This window comes from Microbacterium bovistercoris (genome assembly GCF_003387575.1).
Classification (GTDB): domain Bacteria; phylum Actinomycetota; class Actinomycetes; order Actinomycetales; family Microbacteriaceae; genus Microbacterium; species Microbacterium bovistercoris.
The window spans coordinates 333,686-350,317 of record NZ_QUAB01000048.1 but is presented as its reverse complement, the minus strand read 5'-3'; the positions used below and the strand labels follow the sequence as shown (position 1 = coordinate 350,317).

Annotated in this window: 17 protein-coding genes; 10 read left to right on the top strand and 7 right to left on the bottom strand. The window is 67.2% G+C overall.

Annotation, left to right across the window (positions count from 1 at the left end):
• Positions 1 to 198: 198 nt before the first annotated feature.
• Complete coding sequence (locus DY023_RS17785) at positions 199 to 1,098, bottom strand: LacI family DNA-binding transcriptional regulator (protein ID WP_116243661.1); 900 nt, start codon at positions 1,096 to 1,098, stop codon at positions 199 to 201.
• Positions 1,099 to 1,128: 30 nt separating this feature from the next.
• On the opposite strand from DY023_RS17785, the gene DY023_RS17780 reads away from it, so the two are divergent.
• The 5 genes from DY023_RS17780 (at position 1,129) to DY023_RS17760 (ending at position 7,021) form a co-directional block, all read left to right on the top strand.
• Entirely contained in the window at positions 1,129 to 1,953 is an 825-nt protein-coding gene (locus DY023_RS17780) for an AAC(3) family N-acetyltransferase (RefSeq protein WP_116243660.1), read from the top strand.
• Positions 1,954 to 2,077: 124 nt separating this feature from the next.
• Entirely contained in the window at positions 2,078 to 3,340 is a 1,263-nt protein-coding gene (locus tag DY023_RS17775) for a sugar ABC transporter substrate-binding protein (protein WP_116243659.1), read from the top strand.
• 71 nt (positions 3,341 to 3,411) lie between these two features.
• Positions 3,412 to 5,028 carry an ABC transporter permease subunit gene (locus DY023_RS17770; protein WP_116243658.1) on the top strand — a complete coding sequence of 539 codons (1,617 nt, stop codon included), beginning with the start codon at positions 3,412 to 3,414 and terminating at the stop codon, positions 5,026 to 5,028.
• 77 nt (positions 5,029 to 5,105) lie between these two features.
• The gene (locus DY023_RS17765) at positions 5,106 to 5,969 is read left to right on the top strand and encodes a sugar ABC transporter permease (protein WP_245958774.1); all 864 of its coding nucleotides are present in this window, start codon (positions 5,106 to 5,108) and stop codon (positions 5,967 to 5,969) included.
• 32 nt (positions 5,970 to 6,001) lie between these two features.
• Entirely contained in the window at positions 6,002 to 7,021 is a 1,020-nt protein-coding gene (locus DY023_RS17760) for a LacI family DNA-binding transcriptional regulator (RefSeq protein WP_116243699.1), read from the top strand.
• 39 nt (positions 7,022 to 7,060) lie between these two features.
• Here the strand turns inward: DY023_RS17760 and DY023_RS17755 are convergent, their stop codons facing one another.
• Positions 7,061 to 7,645: a TetR/AcrR family transcriptional regulator gene (locus DY023_RS17755; RefSeq protein WP_116243656.1), complete on the bottom strand. Its 585-nt coding sequence runs from the start codon at positions 7,643 to 7,645 to the stop codon at positions 7,061 to 7,063.
• A gap of 244 nt (positions 7,646 to 7,889) precedes the next feature.
• Here DY023_RS17755 and DY023_RS17750 point away from each other — a divergent pair, with 244 nt between their 5' ends.
• Complete coding sequence (locus DY023_RS17750; protein ID WP_116243655.1) at positions 7,890 to 8,831, top strand: Rossmann-fold NAD(P)-binding domain-containing protein; 942 nt, start codon at positions 7,890 to 7,892, stop codon at positions 8,829 to 8,831.
• A gap of 47 nt (positions 8,832 to 8,878) precedes the next feature.
• Here DY023_RS17750 and DY023_RS17745 read toward each other — a convergent pair whose 3' ends face one another.
• Positions 8,879 to 9,460, bottom strand: coding sequence for a TetR/AcrR family transcriptional regulator (locus tag DY023_RS17745; protein ID WP_116243654.1), 582 nt, complete (start codon positions 9,458 to 9,460; stop codon positions 8,879 to 8,881).
• 78 nt (positions 9,461 to 9,538) lie between these two features.
• Between DY023_RS17745 and DY023_RS17740 the strand changes: the two genes are divergently transcribed.
• Positions 9,539 to 10,468: a proline dehydrogenase family protein gene (locus DY023_RS17740; protein ID WP_116243653.1), complete on the top strand. Its 930-nt coding sequence runs from the start codon at positions 9,539 to 9,541 to the stop codon at positions 10,466 to 10,468.
• Between the two features lie 242 nt (positions 10,469 to 10,710).
• Here the strand turns inward: DY023_RS17740 and DY023_RS17735 are convergent, their stop codons facing one another.
• Both DY023_RS17735 and DY023_RS17730 read right to left on the bottom strand, forming a co-directional pair.
• Entirely contained in the window at positions 10,711 to 11,721 is a 1,011-nt protein-coding gene (locus DY023_RS17735; protein WP_116243652.1) for an aldo/keto reductase, read from the bottom strand.
• 1 nt (position 11,722) lies between these two features.
• Positions 11,723 to 12,475, bottom strand: coding sequence for an SDR family oxidoreductase (locus DY023_RS17730; RefSeq protein WP_116243651.1), 753 nt, complete (start codon positions 12,473 to 12,475; stop codon positions 11,723 to 11,725).
• Between the two features lie 121 nt (positions 12,476 to 12,596).
• Between DY023_RS17730 and DY023_RS17725 the strand changes: the two genes are divergently transcribed.
• Positions 12,597 to 13,511: a LysR family transcriptional regulator gene (locus DY023_RS17725; protein WP_116243698.1), complete on the top strand. Its 915-nt coding sequence runs from the start codon at positions 12,597 to 12,599 to the stop codon at positions 13,509 to 13,511.
• A gap of 46 nt (positions 13,512 to 13,557) precedes the next feature.
• Here DY023_RS17725 and DY023_RS17720 read toward each other — a convergent pair whose 3' ends face one another.
• Entirely contained in the window at positions 13,558 to 14,697 is a 1,140-nt protein-coding gene (locus DY023_RS17720; RefSeq protein WP_116243697.1) for an RNA polymerase sigma factor, read from the bottom strand.
• A 17-nt stretch (positions 14,698 to 14,714) separates the two neighbouring features.
• Positions 14,715 to 15,122, bottom strand: a complete 408-nt coding sequence (locus DY023_RS17715; RefSeq protein WP_116243650.1) for a YciI family protein — start codon at positions 15,120 to 15,122, stop codon at positions 14,715 to 14,717.
• A gap of 175 nt (positions 15,123 to 15,297) precedes the next feature.
• Here DY023_RS17715 and DY023_RS17710 point away from each other — a divergent pair, with 175 nt between their 5' ends.
• Complete coding sequence (locus DY023_RS17710; protein ID WP_116243649.1) at positions 15,298 to 15,873, top strand: dihydrofolate reductase family protein; 576 nt, start codon at positions 15,298 to 15,300, stop codon at positions 15,871 to 15,873.
• A complete protein-coding gene (locus tag DY023_RS17705) occupies positions 15,873 to 16,598 on the top strand; it encodes a class I SAM-dependent methyltransferase (protein WP_116243648.1) in 726 nt (241 codons plus the stop codon). Before DY023_RS17710 ends, DY023_RS17705 begins: the two co-directional genes overlap by 1 nt.
• Positions 16,599 to 16,632: the final 34 nt, after the last annotated feature.

Sequence of the window (16,632 nt, the reverse complement as noted above, 5' to 3'; positions counted from 1 at the left end):
ACCTGGATCGAACGCACCTACCACCGGCGACGCCGGCAAGCACGCCTGGGCCGTTTGACGCCCGTCGAATTCGAGACCATCATGAACCAGAACCTGGCCCTTGCGGCCTAACCGAAACTGTCACCTATCCGTGCAGCAGTCCCTGATGCTTATCGGTGTCGAGCGATACACAGTCGAGGAGGTGAGGGCGGCGCTCGGCTAGAGCTCAGCGCGGTCGAGTTGCGTAAGGAGGGTCTCGACGAGCACCGCCGCGATCGCTTCTGTACGGCTTGGCAACGTGATTACACTGCGAGCGTCCGCGAGCGGATGGGAAACGGCGCAGATCAGCGGCGCGATCGAGGTGTGGCGATCAAGTGAGAACGATCCCGCCGCTGCCGTGACGGCGTCGAGCGCGACATAGGCGACGCGCTCGCCGCTATGCTGACCTGCTCGCATGGAGAACTGCTCGGTGAAAGCGACCACTGCGCCGGCAAACGATCCGTCATGCCAGCAGGCGATCATGCGTGAGACGGTTTCGGCGAGTCCGCAGAATCGCGCGAGAGAACGATCGCGTGCCTCGCCGACCGCGATGACGAGATCTGCCGTCCGGAGCGGTAGTAGAGCGCCGAGGCGGCGGCCGACCTCTGCGCCGAGGAGCGGATGCTTCGCCGCTCGTAGAAGCGTCGTCTCCGTCTGACCAGCCTCGCGCACCTCGGCAGCGGAGAGCTGTGCGCCCAGATCGATCACACCGTCGAGCGAGTGCGCCTGACTGAGGCGACGAAGATAATGGTCGCGCGGCTCCCCGCTGGCCGGGACGAAGTGCAAGGCGGAGCTTCGTCCGCGTACCCCGATTGCTCGCACGCACGACGCCGCCAGCTCGACGGCCTCGACGTCGGCACCCGCCGTCACGAGGACTCCGAGTCGGCCACGTCGACGGCAACTGAGCAATTGGGCCGCTTCTGCCGGCTCGTAGCCCAGATGAGTGATCGCCCTCCCGATCCGCATCAGCGTACGATCGGCGACCAACTCCGGCCTCGACAACGCCCGCGACACTGTTGCCGTGGAAACGTTTGCGAGTTTGGCGACGTCAACGACCGTCGGTCTGCGCGGCATTGTCATGGGCCCGAATCGTACGCCAGACTAACCCTCATGAAAAACCTTGCAGAAACTGATAGTCCCTTCACGCCCACCTTGGTCACTGGTGCCGATCTACGCACGGGATTGGCGGCCCTGGGCGTTGAGCCCGGCCAGGTCCTTCTCGTCCACGCATCACTGTCCAGCTTCGGCGTCGTCGCCGGAGGCGAGCAGACCGTGATCACGGCGCTGCGTGAGACGGTCGGTCCCTTCGGTACCGTCGTCATGCCATCGCAGAGCTGGCAGCTTTGCGACCCCGACTATCTCGACGATCCCGCGCTCCCCTCTGCCGCAAGATCGAAGGTGCGGCAGTCGTTGCCGGTGTTCGACGAGGTACTCACGCCAACCCGTTCGATGGGTGCTATCGCCGAACTCTTTCGACTTCAGCCCGACGCTCACCGCAGCCCGCATCCACATCGCTCGTTCGCCGCAGCCGGCCTGGAGGCGCGGGAGATCACGCGGGTCCATGAACTGAGCTCTCCATTCGGCGAGTCCTCGCCGCTCGCTCGCCTCTACGCGCTCGACGCCGTTGTCGTGCTGCTCGGCGTCGGATTCGACAAGTGCACGAGCCTCCACTTGGCCGAACACCGTGCAGCAGAGGGCGGGGCGCGCGCGCTCGTGCGCAACGGAGCCGCGCTCGCGGTGTCCGGCGCACGGCAGTGGGTGAGTTGGGAGGAGCCGGTCGTCGACGATGCGGAGTTCGTGTCGATCGGCCGCGCCTTCGACTCGGCTGGAAACGTCCGCACCACGAAAGTCGGAGCGGCAGTCTGCCGCGCGATGTCGATGGTGGAGTTGGTGGACTTCGCCGCACAGCAGATGAAGATCTTGCAGGGAACATGAAATGACTTGCAGTTCGAGCAAGAGTCTGCCACCATGAACGCACCCGCAATGGTGCTCGTGCGTTCGTGATAGTGGAAGCGCTTGCATTCAGGCGGCCTGACAATCACGCAGAAAGGCACCACCAATGAAGGTGAATCGGAGAACGGCGGCCGCGATCACAGCAGGCGGCGTCATCCTCGCTACCACGCTCGCTGGCTGTTCGGCCGGTGACAACGGCAATGGCGGAGGTGCGCAGACGGACGCATCGTCGTCGCTCACGGTCTGGGTCGACGCGAACCGCATCGAAGAGATGCAGGAGATCGCAGCGAAGTTCGAGGAAGACAAGGGCATCGAGGTCGAACTCGTCGAGAAGGAGTACGGCGATGTGATGCGCAACGACTTCATCCAGCAGGTGCCGACTGGGGAGGGGCCCGACGTCATGGTCGGCGGCCACGACTGGCTCGGCCAGCTCGTCCAGAATGGCGTCGTCGCGCCCCTGGAGCTCGGCGACACCGTGGACGACTTCTCAGAGGTCGGCCTCCGCGCGATGAGCTACGAGGGCGTCACGTACGGCCTTCCGGTGTCTCTCGAGAACATCGCGCTGGTCCGGAACACGGCGCTGGCCGACTCCACTCCGGCGAGCTGGGACGAGTTGATTGCAGCGGGTCAAGCGGTCGTCGCGAGCGGTGCGGCGCAGTATCCGGTGCTCGTCCAGTCCGATCCCGTGGACTCCGACCCGTACCATCTCTACCCGATCCAGGCATCGTACGGCGCGCCTCTCTTCGGCATCAGCGAAGACGGCAGCTACGATCCCGACCAGTTGCTCATCGGCGCTGAAGGCGGCAACGACTTCGCCGCGAAGCTCGTCGAATGGGGCGCGAACGGCGTGATCAACACCAGCATCACCGGTGACATCGCACGCGACGAGTTCGCAGCGGGGAAGTCGCCGTACATGCTGTCGGGACCCTGGAACCTGCCCGCGTTCCAGGAGGCGGGTATCGACTACGCCATCGAAGCCATCCCGCAGGCAGGCCCGGAGGCGCCGACCCCGTTCGTCGGCGTGCAAGGCTTCTTCGTCAGCTCGGAGAGCGACAACGCACTGGCTGCGAACGAGTTCGTCGTGAACTACCTCGGCAGCGAAGAAGCGCAGCTTGCCCTGTACGAGGCGGGGGGACGCCCGCCCGCACGGATCTCCGCGTTCGAGATCGCCGCAGCCGACAACCCCGACGTCGGCGCGTTCGGCGAGGTCGGTCTCACGGGTGTGCCGATGCCCGCCATCCCCGAGATGGGCGCGGTATGGGACAACTGGGGCTCCACTCAGTCGGCGCTCGTCAACGGCACCGCCGGTGACCCGACGGAGGCGTGGCAAGCCATGGCGGGCCGGATCCAGGCTGCGATCGACGGCTAGACCAGCGCCGGGGGCAGCTGAACGGCTGCCCCCGGCACCCCCTCGTCTCAACTCATCCACCTGGAGACCACATGACTACCGCAACGACGCCCGAAGTGGATTCGACAGCCGTCGCACGGCCGCCGCGCCCGGATCGACGCCGTGCCCTTTCGGCCACGCCGTCGGTCCGCGCCACGATGATAAAGATCGTCAGCCTCGGCCTACTCGACGCGCTCGTGTTCTACGCGGCCTTCGTGCTGACGTTCAACTCCGAATGGGTGCTCGCCGTCGGCATCGTCGCGGCTGCCGTCGTCATCAACGTGGTCTACCTCAGACGCGGGTGGCTGCCTGCCAAATATCTGATCCCCGGCACGGTCTTCCTGCTGATCTTCCAGGCGTACGCGATCGTCTACAGCGGCTACGTCGCGTTCACGAATTACGGCGACGGCCACATGAGCAGCAAAGAGTCAGCCATCGAGGCATTGATCGACAAGTCGCTGGTTCGGGTCCCGGAATCGCCCGCCTACGGTCTGGTCGTCGTGGAGCGGCTCGGGCAGCTCGCCTTCCTCGTAACCGATCCCGAGGGCGAGGCGCTCCTCGGAAGTGACGAGCAGCCGCTGCGCCCTGCAGACAACGCGGAGTTCGCGGGCGGTCGCGCGATCGCGGTCGACGGGTACACGACGCTCGACTTCTCAGAGATGATCGACCAGCAGAAGCGAATCGCCGCGATGAGCGTTCCTTTGACCGACGACCCCAACGACGGCGCGCTGCAGACGCCCGACGGGTCCCAGGCGTTCGTGTACGCCGCCACCATGCAGTACGACGAGGAAGCGGATGCCTTCGTCGACACCGCGACAGGCACCGTCTACGAAGACACCGGCGAGGGAGCATTCGCCGCCCCCGACGGCACAGAGCTGATGCCAGGCTGGAAGATCGACGTGGGTCTGCAGAACTTCGTCGATGCCTTCACCGAAGAGTCGATCCGTCAGCCGCTGCTGTCCGTCATGATATGGACGTTCGTGTTCGCCGGCTTCACCGTGGCCGCGACCTTCGCCGTGGGTGTGTTCCTCGCCGTAATGCTCAACGACCCGCGGCTCAAGTTCCGCCGCACGTTCCGTGTGTTGGCGATCCTGCCCTACGCCTTCCCAGTCTTCTTGTCGGCGATCATCTGGAGCGGGATGCTGAACCCGCAATTCGGCATCATCAACCAGGTGTTCTTCGGCGGCGCCGCCATTCCGTGGCTCACCGACCCGCTGTTGGCCAAGCTAAGCATTCTGACGGTCAGCCTGTGGCTCGGCTACCCGTACATGTTCCTGGTCGCGACTGGTGCGCTGCAATCGATCCCAGATGAGTACGTCGAGGCCGCGAGGGTCGACGGGGCGAGCCCGTGGGCGATCTTCCGACACGTCAAGCTTCCGCTGCTGATGGTGTCGATGGCCCCGCTTCTGATCGCGTCGTTCGCGTTCAACTTCAACAACTTCAACCTGATCTACATGCTCACCGGGGGCGGCCCGCAGGACATCACGACAGACATGAACGTCGGAGCCACCGACATCCTCATCACTCTCGTCTACAAGGTCGCCTTCGGCGAGACCGGTGGCCGCGACTTCGGCCTAGCGAGCGCGTTCTCGATCCTCATCTTCGTGATGGTCGCGATCATCTCGGTCGTGAGCTTCCGGCGCACCAAGGCACTCGAGGAGCTCAACTGATGCACACCGACACCCAAATGGCAACGTCCAATATGCCCGCGGTGAACCCCCGCAACCACCCCGCCGCACGAACGAAGATGCAGCCCTCGCAGCGCCGCCGGACGTCCCTCGGTCTTGCCGGAAAGTACGCCGTCGCCATAGCCACGTCGTTGATCGCGATCTTCCCGATCCTCTACATCCTGTCGGCGTCGCTGAATCCGAACGGGAGCCTCGCTGGATCGGCAGGACTGTTCAGCCAGCTCAGCCTCGAAAACTACCTCGATCTGTTCGACGATCCCGCGCAGCCGTTCGGCGCTTGGTTCGTCAACACCCTGATCATCGGGCTCATGACTGCGGCGGGCACGGTGTTGCTCGGGGGGCTGGCCGCCTACTCCTTCTCGAGGATGCGATTCTCTGGCCGTCGCTTCGGGCTGATCACCATCCTGCTGGTGCAGATGTTCCCTCAGCTGCTCGCGGTCATCGCGATCTTCCTGCTGATGAAAGGAATCGGCGACATCTTCCCCGCGCTGGGGCTGAACACCCACGCTGGCCTGATCGTCGTCTATCTCGGAGGCGCGCTCGGGGTCAACACATATCTCATGTACGGCTTCTTCAACACCGTCCCCGCATCGATCGACGAGGCGGCCAAACTCGACGGCGCCGGCCATGCGCGGATCTTCTTCACGATCATCCTGCGTCTCTCGGCGCCCGTCCTCGCTGTCGTCGCGCTTCTGTCGTTCATCGCGACGGTCAACGAGTTCGTCATCGCGAGCGTCCTGCTCACGGATCCCTCGAAGAAGACTCTCGCGGTCGGCCTCTACCAGTTCATCGCTCAGGAGACCTCCGCGAACTGGCCGGTCTTCGCGGCGGGCGCAGTGATCGCGGCACTCCCAGTCGTGCTGCTCTTCTTCGCCCTGCAGAAATACATCGTCGGAGGACTCACCGCGGGGGCCGTGAAATAGACGTGGGCACAGCCGGTGCTACCCTCTTGGGCATGGGGGCGACGCTCGCGGACATCGCCGCACACGCAAGGGTGAGCGAGGCGACGGTCAGTCGCGTGCTCAATGAGCGACCCGGCGTCGCGCAGTCCAAGCGTCAAGCCGTTCTCACCGCGCTGGACGTGCTCGGCTACGAGAGGCCGCCCCGATTGCGACGTCGCGCTGGCCGGCCGGTCGGCTTGGTGCTGCCAGAACTGACCAACCCCGTGTTCCCAGCCTTCGCGCAGGCGCTGGGGCCGAACTTCTCGCGTCGCGGCTTCACACCCCTCGTCGGTGTGCAGAGCGAGGGAGGTCTCGACGAGGACGAGTACATCGACATCTTCGTGGAGTCCGGCGCGACAGGAATCGTCTTCATTTCGGGACGTCACGCCGACCTAAACCTCCCAACGACGCGGTACCAGGAGCTGCGCGATCTCGGACTGCCACTGGCATTCGTCAACGGCTACCGATCAGACGTCGACGCCCCCTTCTTCTCAGCCGATGACGCGAGCGCCATGGATCTCGCTGTCCGCCATCTTGTGGCGATGGGGCACCGGAGCATCGGGCTCGCCAACGGGCCAGAGTCGTTCGTCCCCGCCCAGCGCAAGGCTCAGGGATTCCGCGACGCGATCCACAATTCCCTCGGCGCCGAGGTCCCGGTGCGGATCGAGGCCGCGCTGTACAGCGACGACGGCGGAACCAGCGCTGCACGTGCGTTGATTGCGGATGGATGTACGGGGATCGTGTGCGCGAGCGACATGATCGCCGTCGGCGTTCTCGCCGAGGCCCGCCGGCGGGGACTGAATGTCCCGGGCGACCTCTCCGTAGTCGGATTCGATGACTCTGCGATCGCGCGACACTCCTGGCCGCCGCTGACCACCGTCCGGCAGCCGGTCGCGGCGATGAGCATCTCGATCGCCGACGCATTCGTTGGCGAGATCAACGGCGTTCCTGCTTCGCGCAGCGAGTACTTCTTCCAGCCGGAGCTCGTCGTTCGAGACTCGACAGGTCCGCTGTCGAGGCTTGACCGGCTGTAGGGGAACCGGTCGCCCGCGCGCCGGGGCGCTGCGCGCTGGTCACGAGCGGTCCTCGTGGGCTGTAGCGGCGAGGCCGGTCGCCTGCTGAACGACGATGGCGCGGCGCTCCTCATCGGTGACCGGGCCAGCAAGGACGACTCTGGCCAGGTGGGCAAGCGTCCACCAGCCCGCCGCCAATGTGATGGTCGATAGAAGCAAATGCGCCGCCGCCTCCGGAGTGAGTCCGGGCAGCGCTGCCTGAATCCCGCGGGCGCTCTGGGCGCACAGCCTGGCCCGGTGTTCCGCGGCGGCAGGACTGTCGAGTTCGAGGCTTTCCCAGGCCAGTAGGCGCGCGGCGAGGGCGCCGCTCTGGAACCGATCGAAGACCCGCCCGGCGTAGCCGCCCACGGCGCCGGCGCCGGTGCCGGTGATCTCGATTCCCTCGAGCAGGGCGTCGAGCTGGTCGGCGAGGACGGCCGCGTAGAGTCCGCGCTTGTCGCCGAAGTACTGGTAGACCCGCTCCTTGTTGACAGCGGCGTCTCGTCCGATCGCGTCCATGCGCGCACCTGCGAACCCGTGTGCCGCGAACTGACGCGCCCCGGCATCCAGGAGCTTACGCTTCGTCGCCTCGGTATCCCAGCCCACACTCTCATCCTACGCGACTCTCCAAACGTTCATTTGGAGAAGAGAGTCGAATGACGGTAGTTTCTCTCCAAACGTCTGTTTGGAGATTTCGCATGGCTCATCCATACTCGTGTCCCGATCGCGCCCATTCAAGTGTCGAGCTTCCGACCTGTCGGGTCGAGTCGGTGTCTGTTCTCGCCGCGCTGCCCGGGATAGCGCGAGGTTGCCAGCGCAGACGACGTCGTCCCGCTCGGAGCGTGCCGCGATGAGAGTGCTTGTGCTCGGCGGCCGCGGCTCGGTGGGCAAGGTGATCGTGGAGGAGTTGCGGACCATAGGGCACGAGGTGACGCCCGCCGGGCGTTCAGCCGCGCCCGGATGGGCGCAGGTCGACGTAACGACGTCGCACGGGATGGCTGCGCTGCGGAATCTCGCGCATGAGCATCGCGTCGTCGTCAACGCCACCGGTGCCGAAGACCCGGGCATCGCTGCAGCGGTCGCGGGCGCCATCCTCGTCGACATCTCGGCGACGGCTGAGTACCTCGATGAACTCCGCCGCAATGCGCCCGTCGGCACCGGAATTGTGCTCGGAGCGGGCCTCGTCCCCGGCTTGAGCACGATCATGCTGACGGCACTGGGCGGACATCCGGGAGACGACCTCGATCTGGCTGTGGTGCTCGGCGGCGGAGAGTCGCACGGCACCGCCGCGGTCGCCTGGACCGCGAACCTTGCCGGGCGCCCCCTGTACGGACCGCCTGAAGGGCAGCGCATTATGAACTTCCGCGAATCGCGCCGCCTTCCCGGGGCGTTCGGACTCAGGCGCCACGTGCGTGCAGACTTCCCAGATCATCTCTTGGTGGGCGCGCCGCGAGGGCAGTCCGTTCGCACATATCTCGCGACCGACAGTCGCGGCTCCACGGCAGGGCTCGCTGTTGTCGGGCGCTTCCCGCGGCTCCGGGGCCTCGTCCAGCACGCACCGCACCTCGGAGGCAACGGATGGTCACTCACCGCACTCCACCGCGAAAGCGGGCGCACGATCACCGCACGGGGGCGCGGCCAGTCGCGCACGACCGGTGTCATCACCGCCCACATGGCCCATGCCGCGGGACGACTCCGCGTCGACCGCCCAGTGACGGCGGCCGACGTGCTCACCCTCGACGAGGTGCAGAGGATCGCCGGCAACCACATCGAGAAAAGAGGGTTTCAGTGATCCAGCCGGCGCAGGCCGGGAAGTGGTCGGGCCGCACCCGCATCGTCTCAGTCGAGGCGATCCAGCAACCGAGCGATAGCCGCGTCTTGACGGTCGACGGAGTACTCCTGGTCGTCGAGGAGCGAGAGCGCGTTGAGCCCCTCGCTCAGGGCGGAGACGTCCACTGCGAACCCGGTCACCTTCTCAGCCGACCAGTCCGGCCGCGCCGCCGCCGTCAGCCGCTCGATCCTGGCCAGCAGCATGCGGTTGCCGCGCAGATGATGCTCGGCGATCGACGGATCCGTCAGGGCGGCGGCCAGGAAGCTCACCCAGACGCGCGCCTCGTCGCTCGCACCGCGCGAAGCAGTGAGAAGCGCACGCACGACGCTGTTCAGTGCGCTCATCGGGTCAGGCGCCGACGCCTCGATGGCCTCGAGCCGGGCGATCGCTCGATCGGTCAGGGTCCGGCGAGCGTGCGCGAGAAGGTCTCGCTTCGTGGGAAACGTGTGGAAGACGAGGCCCGTCGTGCAGCCGGCGTCCTCCGCGACGGCGGCGACGGTGAGGCCGGAGAGTCCGCGGCGTGCGAGCGCGCGCCAGGTGGCGGCCGTGAGATCGCGCTTCTGCCGCTCGATGTCTCGCGTTCTCGGCATGACGTTCCCTTCCCGCACGTTCCCTCGTTATCGTAGCGAGTGATACGGTAGCGACCGATACGGAAAGAATGGTGCGCCATGGACAGCAGACTCGAGGCGGCACAGACTCTGCGCCGCTTTGCCCTCGATGAGGAACTGAAGTCCGTCGTCATGGGCGACGCCCGGCTCGCCGCCCTGGCGCGCCGCGTCGCCGCGCGCTACGTCGCCGGTGAGAGTGTGGAGCAAGCCCTCGGCGCCGCCCGCTCGATCGTGACGCGCGGCCATCGCGTGAGCGTCGAGTACGCGGGCGAGAGCGTGCGTCACGGAGAGATCGCCGATGCCGAGGCATCCGTCTTCGTCGAACTGGCCGCAGAGATCGCGCGCTCGCAGACACCCGCGACCGTCTCCGGCGATCTGTCGCACATCGGACTGCTGGTCGATCGCGGGCTCGCCCTCGAGAATGCGCGCCGGATCGTCACCGCACTCGGCGGTGCTGCCACGTTCATGATCTCGGCAGAAGGATCGGATCGCACGGATGCCGTGCTCGACGTGTACGAAGAGCTCGTCGCCTCGGGGCACGACGTCGGAATCACGCTGCAGGCACGACTGCACCGATCCCCAGGAGATCTGGATCGACTCCTCCGGCTCCCCGGCCGCATCCGACTGGTGAAGGGGGCATTCCTCGAGCCCGAGGAGATCGCGCTGAGTCGTGAGGACCCCAGGCTTGCTGACCGATATCTCTCTCTCGCAACGGCGATCGCGGCGGCGGGTCGGCCGCTCACGCTCGCAACGCACGACGAGCCGCTCCTTCGCCGCGTTCTTGCGGACGTGCTGAACTCGGCACAGGATCTGGAGATCGAGATGCTCATGGGGCTGGGCACCGACCTGCTGGACCGCCTCCGCGACGAAGGGTTCACGACCCGCGAGTATGCGGTCTTCGGCGATCAGTGGTGGCTCTACGTGCTCAACCGCATTGCGGAGAACCCCGACCGCTTGTTCGACCTGGTCGCCGACCTGGGTTCGAGCTGATGCAAGTACCCGGAGTGGGCAACGCATTGGTGAGCAGTCCCGATGTGCCCTTCGATGCCGTGCAAAGCGGGCGCCCAGTTCAGGTCCGGAATTGCGACGGTGGCCCGACTGTGGGACCTCTTGCGCGAGAGGACAATCTAGTTGGCGTAGTTGCGAGACAAACTGCTGGCGGGAAAGCCCCGGACGGCCCTCTGGGGGACAAACTAGGGAGTAGCCCGACAGCGGTGGCGGAGGCGGCGACTTCAACTGATCGCTCGTAGGTCGTCGCCGGGCAGCGCAGCCGCTATCACTCCGAGGTCATGAGCCGTCAGCTCCAGCCGGTTCGCGTCGATCCAGCCGTCGATCTGCTCCCCACGACGCGCTCCGACGATGGCGCCGGTGACCCCGGGCCACGCGAGTGCCCAGGCGACGGCGACCGCGGCGACCGTCGTGCCGTGGCGGGCGGCGATCGGGCGGAGGGCATCGACGATCGTGAGTGCGTCGCCGAGTCGAGTCGTGAAGGCGGGGTGGTGCTTTCGCCAGTCGTCATCGGGCAATGCTGCGACCCGCCCGGGTGAGAACGCGCCGGTGAGCAGTCCCGACTCCATCGGAGAGTAGACGATGACGCCGGTCCCATGCTGCCGCGCCCAGTCGATCTCCCGCGTCGCCGAGCGGTTGAGGGCGGAGAACGGCGGCTGGATCGCGTCGACGTGGGCGACCCGCTCGGCCATCTCGAGTTCGGCTGTGCTGTGGTTCGACAGCCCGATCGCGCGCACCTTCCCCTCGGCCTTCAAGTCGGCCATGACCTGCCAGTACTCCTCGACGGGAACGGCGTTCGCCGAGCGCCCGCCGCCGTTCCAATCGAGTGGTTCGCCGGTGTCCGGCCAGTGCACCTGGTAGAGATCGATGACCTCGACACCCAGGCGCCGCAGCGACTCCTCCACTTCGCGACGGATGTGCTTCATCGTGCGTCGGGGCGTCGCGTCGGGGGCGTCGGGATCCCAGACGAGGCCGCCCTTCGTGAAGACGAGGGGGCGCTCGTCGACGGTCAACCCGGCGATCGCCTTACCGACGATGTCCTCGGCATGACCGTACCCGTAGACCGCGGCGGTATCGATCCAGTTGACGCCGCGCCGCACGGCGTGTCGGATGGCCGCCACGGAGTCGTCGTCATCCTGGCTGCCCCAGCTCCAGCGCCATCCGGCGCCGGCGATGCCCCATGAGCCGAATCCGGTGCGGCTGATCTGCAGCCCGCTGGTACCGAGCGCGATCATGTCAGGCCTGCCGAGTGGGGTAGACGACGACCTGGGAGAGAGTGACATGTGCCGGCCGCGAGGTCGTGAATGCAACCACCTCGGCGACATCGTTCGGGTCGAGCCACGTGAACGCCTCGCGCGCCTGGGCGACCCACGCATTGATGCCCTCGTCGACGACGTGTCCCTGAAGCTCGGTGGCGGTCATCGCGGGTTCGACCACCGTGACTCGCACACCCTGCGGCCCGAGCTCGGTGCGCATCGTCCTCGACAGGTGGCTGACGGCGGCCTTCGTGGCGTTGTACACGGCCATGTACGGGAAGACGACGTGCGAGGTCATCGAGGACATGTTGACCAGGTCGGCCGGCCGACCCGACGCGGCGGCCTCGAGCAGGCCCGGGAGGAAGGCGTCGATGACGTTGAGCACGCCGCTGACGTTGACGTCGACCTCTCGTCGCCAGTCGGTGGTGTTGCGCGCCTGGATCGCGGAGGGAAGCATCACTCCGGCGTTGTTGACGATCAGGTCGGCGGCACCGTACGTCGCACCGATCCGCTCTGCCGCGGCGGCGAGCGTGATGGGGTCGGTGGTGTCGGCGGCGACGGCCAGCGCGTCGCCGCCAGCGGCGACGATCTCATCGGCGAGGGCATCGAGCCGGTCGGTGCGACGGGCCAGCAGTGCGACTTTCGCACCGCGAGAGGCCAGCAGCCGTGCGGTTGCCGCTCCGATGCCGCTCGAGGCACCGGTGACGACGGCGATTCGTTGGTCGAGGATCATGCGTTTGGTTCCTCCAGGGTGGGGATATTCGATCCCTTCGACTCTCGCAATCGGCGGATTCCGGAAAAACGCCCGATGCTGCAATAGTCGTTCAGCGGTTGTGAACGATCAAAGGGTGGCGATGGGACCGGAGCGCAGCGAGATAGAGACCTTCCTGGCCCTCGCCCAGGAACTCCACTTCGGCCGTACCGCGGACCGCTTGCTCGTCTCCCGCGCCCACGTGACGCAGACGATCCAGAAGCTCGAGCGACGCATCGGCGTGCCGCTGTTCGAGCGGTCGACGCGGCAGGTGCGGCTGACACCTCTCGGCGTCCAGCTCCGCGACGGACTCGCGCCCGCGTACGCGCAGATCCAGTCGACCTTCGCGACCGTCGTCGCAGCGGCTCGCGGTATCACCGGCACGCTCACCGTCGGATTCCTCACCGCGGCCACGGGCCGTATCGCGCACGCGGCGGCCGAACGGTTCGCCGAGCGCCACCCCGACTGCGAGATCCACGTCCGCGAGGTGCAGATCGGCACCGCCCTCGAGCCGTTGCGCGACGGGGAGCTCGACGTCATGCTGATCTGCTTCCCGATCGCCGACGACGAGTTCGTGCAAGGGCCGGTACTGCTCGACGAGCCGACGGTGCTCGCGGTGCCGGCCGGGCATCCGTTCGCGCGACGCGGGTCCGTCTCCATAGAAGACCTGGCGAGGGAGCGCGTCATCCAGGTTCCGGCGAGCATTCCCGACTACCTCCGAGCCGCCAGGCATCTGAGCACCACACCCTCGGGCACGGATGTGCCGGTCGGTCCGACAGCGGACACCTTCCAAGAGGTGCTGAGCCTTGTCGGCGCAGGCAAGGGGGTCTTCCCGTGCGGTGCCACCGGCGTCCAGTACTACGCCCGGCCCGATGTCGCATACGTCCCGATCCACGATGGCCCGTACCTGCGCTGGGGGCCGATCTGGCGCCGCAGCGCCGCGACGTCGCGGGTCGAGGCGTTCGTCCGGGCGGCCCTCGACCTCGAGCGCGCCGGATCGACGCCAGGGATAGGCTGAGTCGTCGCCCTTGCTGCACGGCGCCGGCCGGCGCAGCCAAGCCGCTTCAATCGACTCCGCCGCGCAGCCGCTCCGCCTGACGCAGCAGGTGCTGCTGCTCGAGAACGCTCGTCGCACGCCGCGCCGCCTCCGCGTACTCCGCGGCGGCGGCATCCGACTCTCCCGCCCGTTCGTGCAGGTAAGCGAGTGCCGCGTGGTACCGCGGAACTCCTTCATCCACCGCGTCGAGAGCGGCAAGGCCCGCGAGCGGACCGTCGGCCTCGCCGACGGCGACGGCGCGGCCGAGGCGGATCACCGGCGACTCGCCGAAGCTCAGGAGTTCGTCGTACCACTCCACGATCTGCACCCAGTCGGTCTCTGCGGCGGTCTGGGCGTCCGCATGCAGCGCCGCGATCGCTGCCTGCGCCTGATACTGTCCGAGCCGGTCCTGCGCGAGTGCCGACTGCAGGATGTCGACGCCCTCCGCGATCGTGCCCACATCCCACAGCGAGCGGTCCTGATCGGCGAGGGGGACGAGCTGCCCGCCGATCATGCGGGCAGGGCGCCGGGCATGATGCAGCAGCATGAGTGCGAGCAGCCCGCTGACCTCCGGCTCGTCGGTGAGCGCGACGAGCTGCCGCGTGACGCGGATCGCCTCGGCGGCGATGTCCATCTCGCCCGAGTAGCCCTCGTTGAACATCAGGTAGAGCACGCGCATCACGCGCGACAGATCGCCCGACTCATCGAGAGGGATGCCGGCCAGTCGCTGCTTGGCGCGGCTGATGCGCTGCGCCATCGTCGCCTCCGACACCAGGTAGGCGTCGGCGATCTGCCGCGTGGTGAGCCCGGCGACCGCCCGCAGCGTCAGCGGGATCGCCGCCGCCGACGTCAGCACCGGATGCGTGCAGAGGAAGTAGAGCGCGAGCGTGTCATCATGCTGCGGCACCGGGCCCGGCTCCGGCTCGTATGACACACGCTCCTCGCGAGCCGCCCGCGCCGTGTCGCTGCGGACCTGGTCGACGAACGCCCGCCACGCGACGGTCACGAGCCATGCCCGGACGTCGCGGATCTCTTCGCGAGGCGGCCGCTCCAGCGCTCGCAGCAGCGCCGTCTGCGCGGCATCCTCGGCCGACGCGAAGTCCGCTCCGCGTCGGACGAGGATGCCCACGACGTCCGGGATCGCGCGACGTAGCGCCGCGGCGTCAATCGGAGTCACCGAAGTCGTCACGCAGCGTCGACCGGCGGCGCGCTCATCACCTCGCGCAGCTCCAGCCATTCGCCGAGCGGTTCGCCTCCGGCCCACGGCGCCGCGGACAGCTCGGATGCGATCTCGAGCGCCCGCTCGTACGAGTCGACCTCGACGAGCATCCAGCCGGCGATGAGGTCCTTCGTCTCGGCGAACGGACCGTCGACGACAGGCGGCCGCCCCTCGCCGTCGTACCGAACCCACGAACCCGCCATCGAGAGGCCCTCCGCGGAGACGAGTTCACCGGACGCGATGAGCCGCTCCTCCATGTCGTGCATGTGCTGGATGTGCGCGGTCCACTCCTCTGGCGTGAGCTGGTCCATCGGGACCGCGTTCGTCGACGGGCGTCCGCCGCGGTAGTGCTTGAGCATCAGATACTTGGCCATGATGACCTCCTGTTCGGTGCGGCCCCATTCTGGCCGCTTCACAGGGGAGACGGAACAGGAACAGCATTCTCTACATCGTCGCCGCATCTTTTTTAGACGCCGTGTCGATCCGGCGCGGCGTGGTTCGACGTCTGAGTAAGGTGGCACCTCAGCCGCCGCAAGTACAGGGAGCATCATGACCAGCGAACTCGTCTACACCGGATTCATCACCGTCGACGGCATCGTCGACTCGCCCGGGGGCACCGTCGAGGGGCATCCGGGCGGCGGCTGGGTGTTCGACACCCCCTTCCTGCCCGAGGCCTTCGCTCTGAAGGGCGAGGAGCTCGCCGACACCACCGCACTGCTGTTCGGACGTCGCAGCTATGACGCCTTCTCGGCCTTCTGGCCGGGATCCGAGGACCACGCCGACTATCGCGACCTGCCGAAGTACGTGGTCTCGACCACGATCAGCGAGGACGACCTCGTCGACGGGTGGGGGCCGCAGCACATCCTGCGCAGCACCGAGGACGTCGCGCGTCTCAAGGAGACGACCGACGGCGGGATCTTCATCCACGGCAGTGCCGAACTCGCCACCCGCCTCGGCGAAGCCGGCCTCATCGACCGCTACAACCTGCTCATGTTCCCCTTCCTGCTGGGCGGCGGGAAGAGCGTCTTCCGTGCGGATGAGGCGGGCCGTCGGAACCTGAAGCTGCGCGAATCCGACGTCTACGACAACGGGGTGGTCAAGCTCGTCTACGACGTGCAGCGCTGATGGTGAAGGGTGAGGAGGGCTTCGAGCGCGCGCGTCGCGAGACCGTCCGGTACCACGAGGCCCTCTACGCGAGCACCTCGCTGGGCGACGCCGGGAGCTGGCTGGCGCGACCTCATCCGTTGATCTTCGAAGCCCTCGCCCTGATGCCCGACGATCGACCGGTGGTCGCCTACGACCTGGGGGCGGGCGTCGGGCGTCACACGGTGCCGATGATCGAGGCGCTGCCGGACGGATCGGTCGTCCACGCGGTCGATCTGCTCGCCTCGGCGGTGCGACGGCTCGAGGCGATCCCCGCATCCGGCTCGACACGGGTGCTGGCCCAGCAGACGGATCTCGCCGACCTCGAGTTCGCCGACGGCGCCGATCTGGTCTTCGCCTTCTCGGCCATCGAGCACCTGCCGGATGCCGCGGAGATCCGCAAGCTGTTCGCCAAGATCGCGGCGGCGGTGCGCCCCGGCGGCGTGGTCGCGCTCGGCATCATCGCCGATCGGTACGAGGTCGATCAGACAGGGACCCGACGGCCCGCGCTGCTGGAGAGCGGGATCACCGTCCTGGAGGCCGAGCAACTGCTCGCGACCTCGTTCGCCGGTTTCGAGGCGGTCCGCAGCGGAACCCGGCCGGCATCGGTGGTCGAGCACCGGGGCGAGGAGGAGTACACGCTCTTCTCGACGCTGGTCATCTGGATCGGGCGGCGGAGCAGTGCGCCTCTTCCTGCCCCGACCTGAGATCCGGCGCGACCCCGAACCGTTCCACCACGGA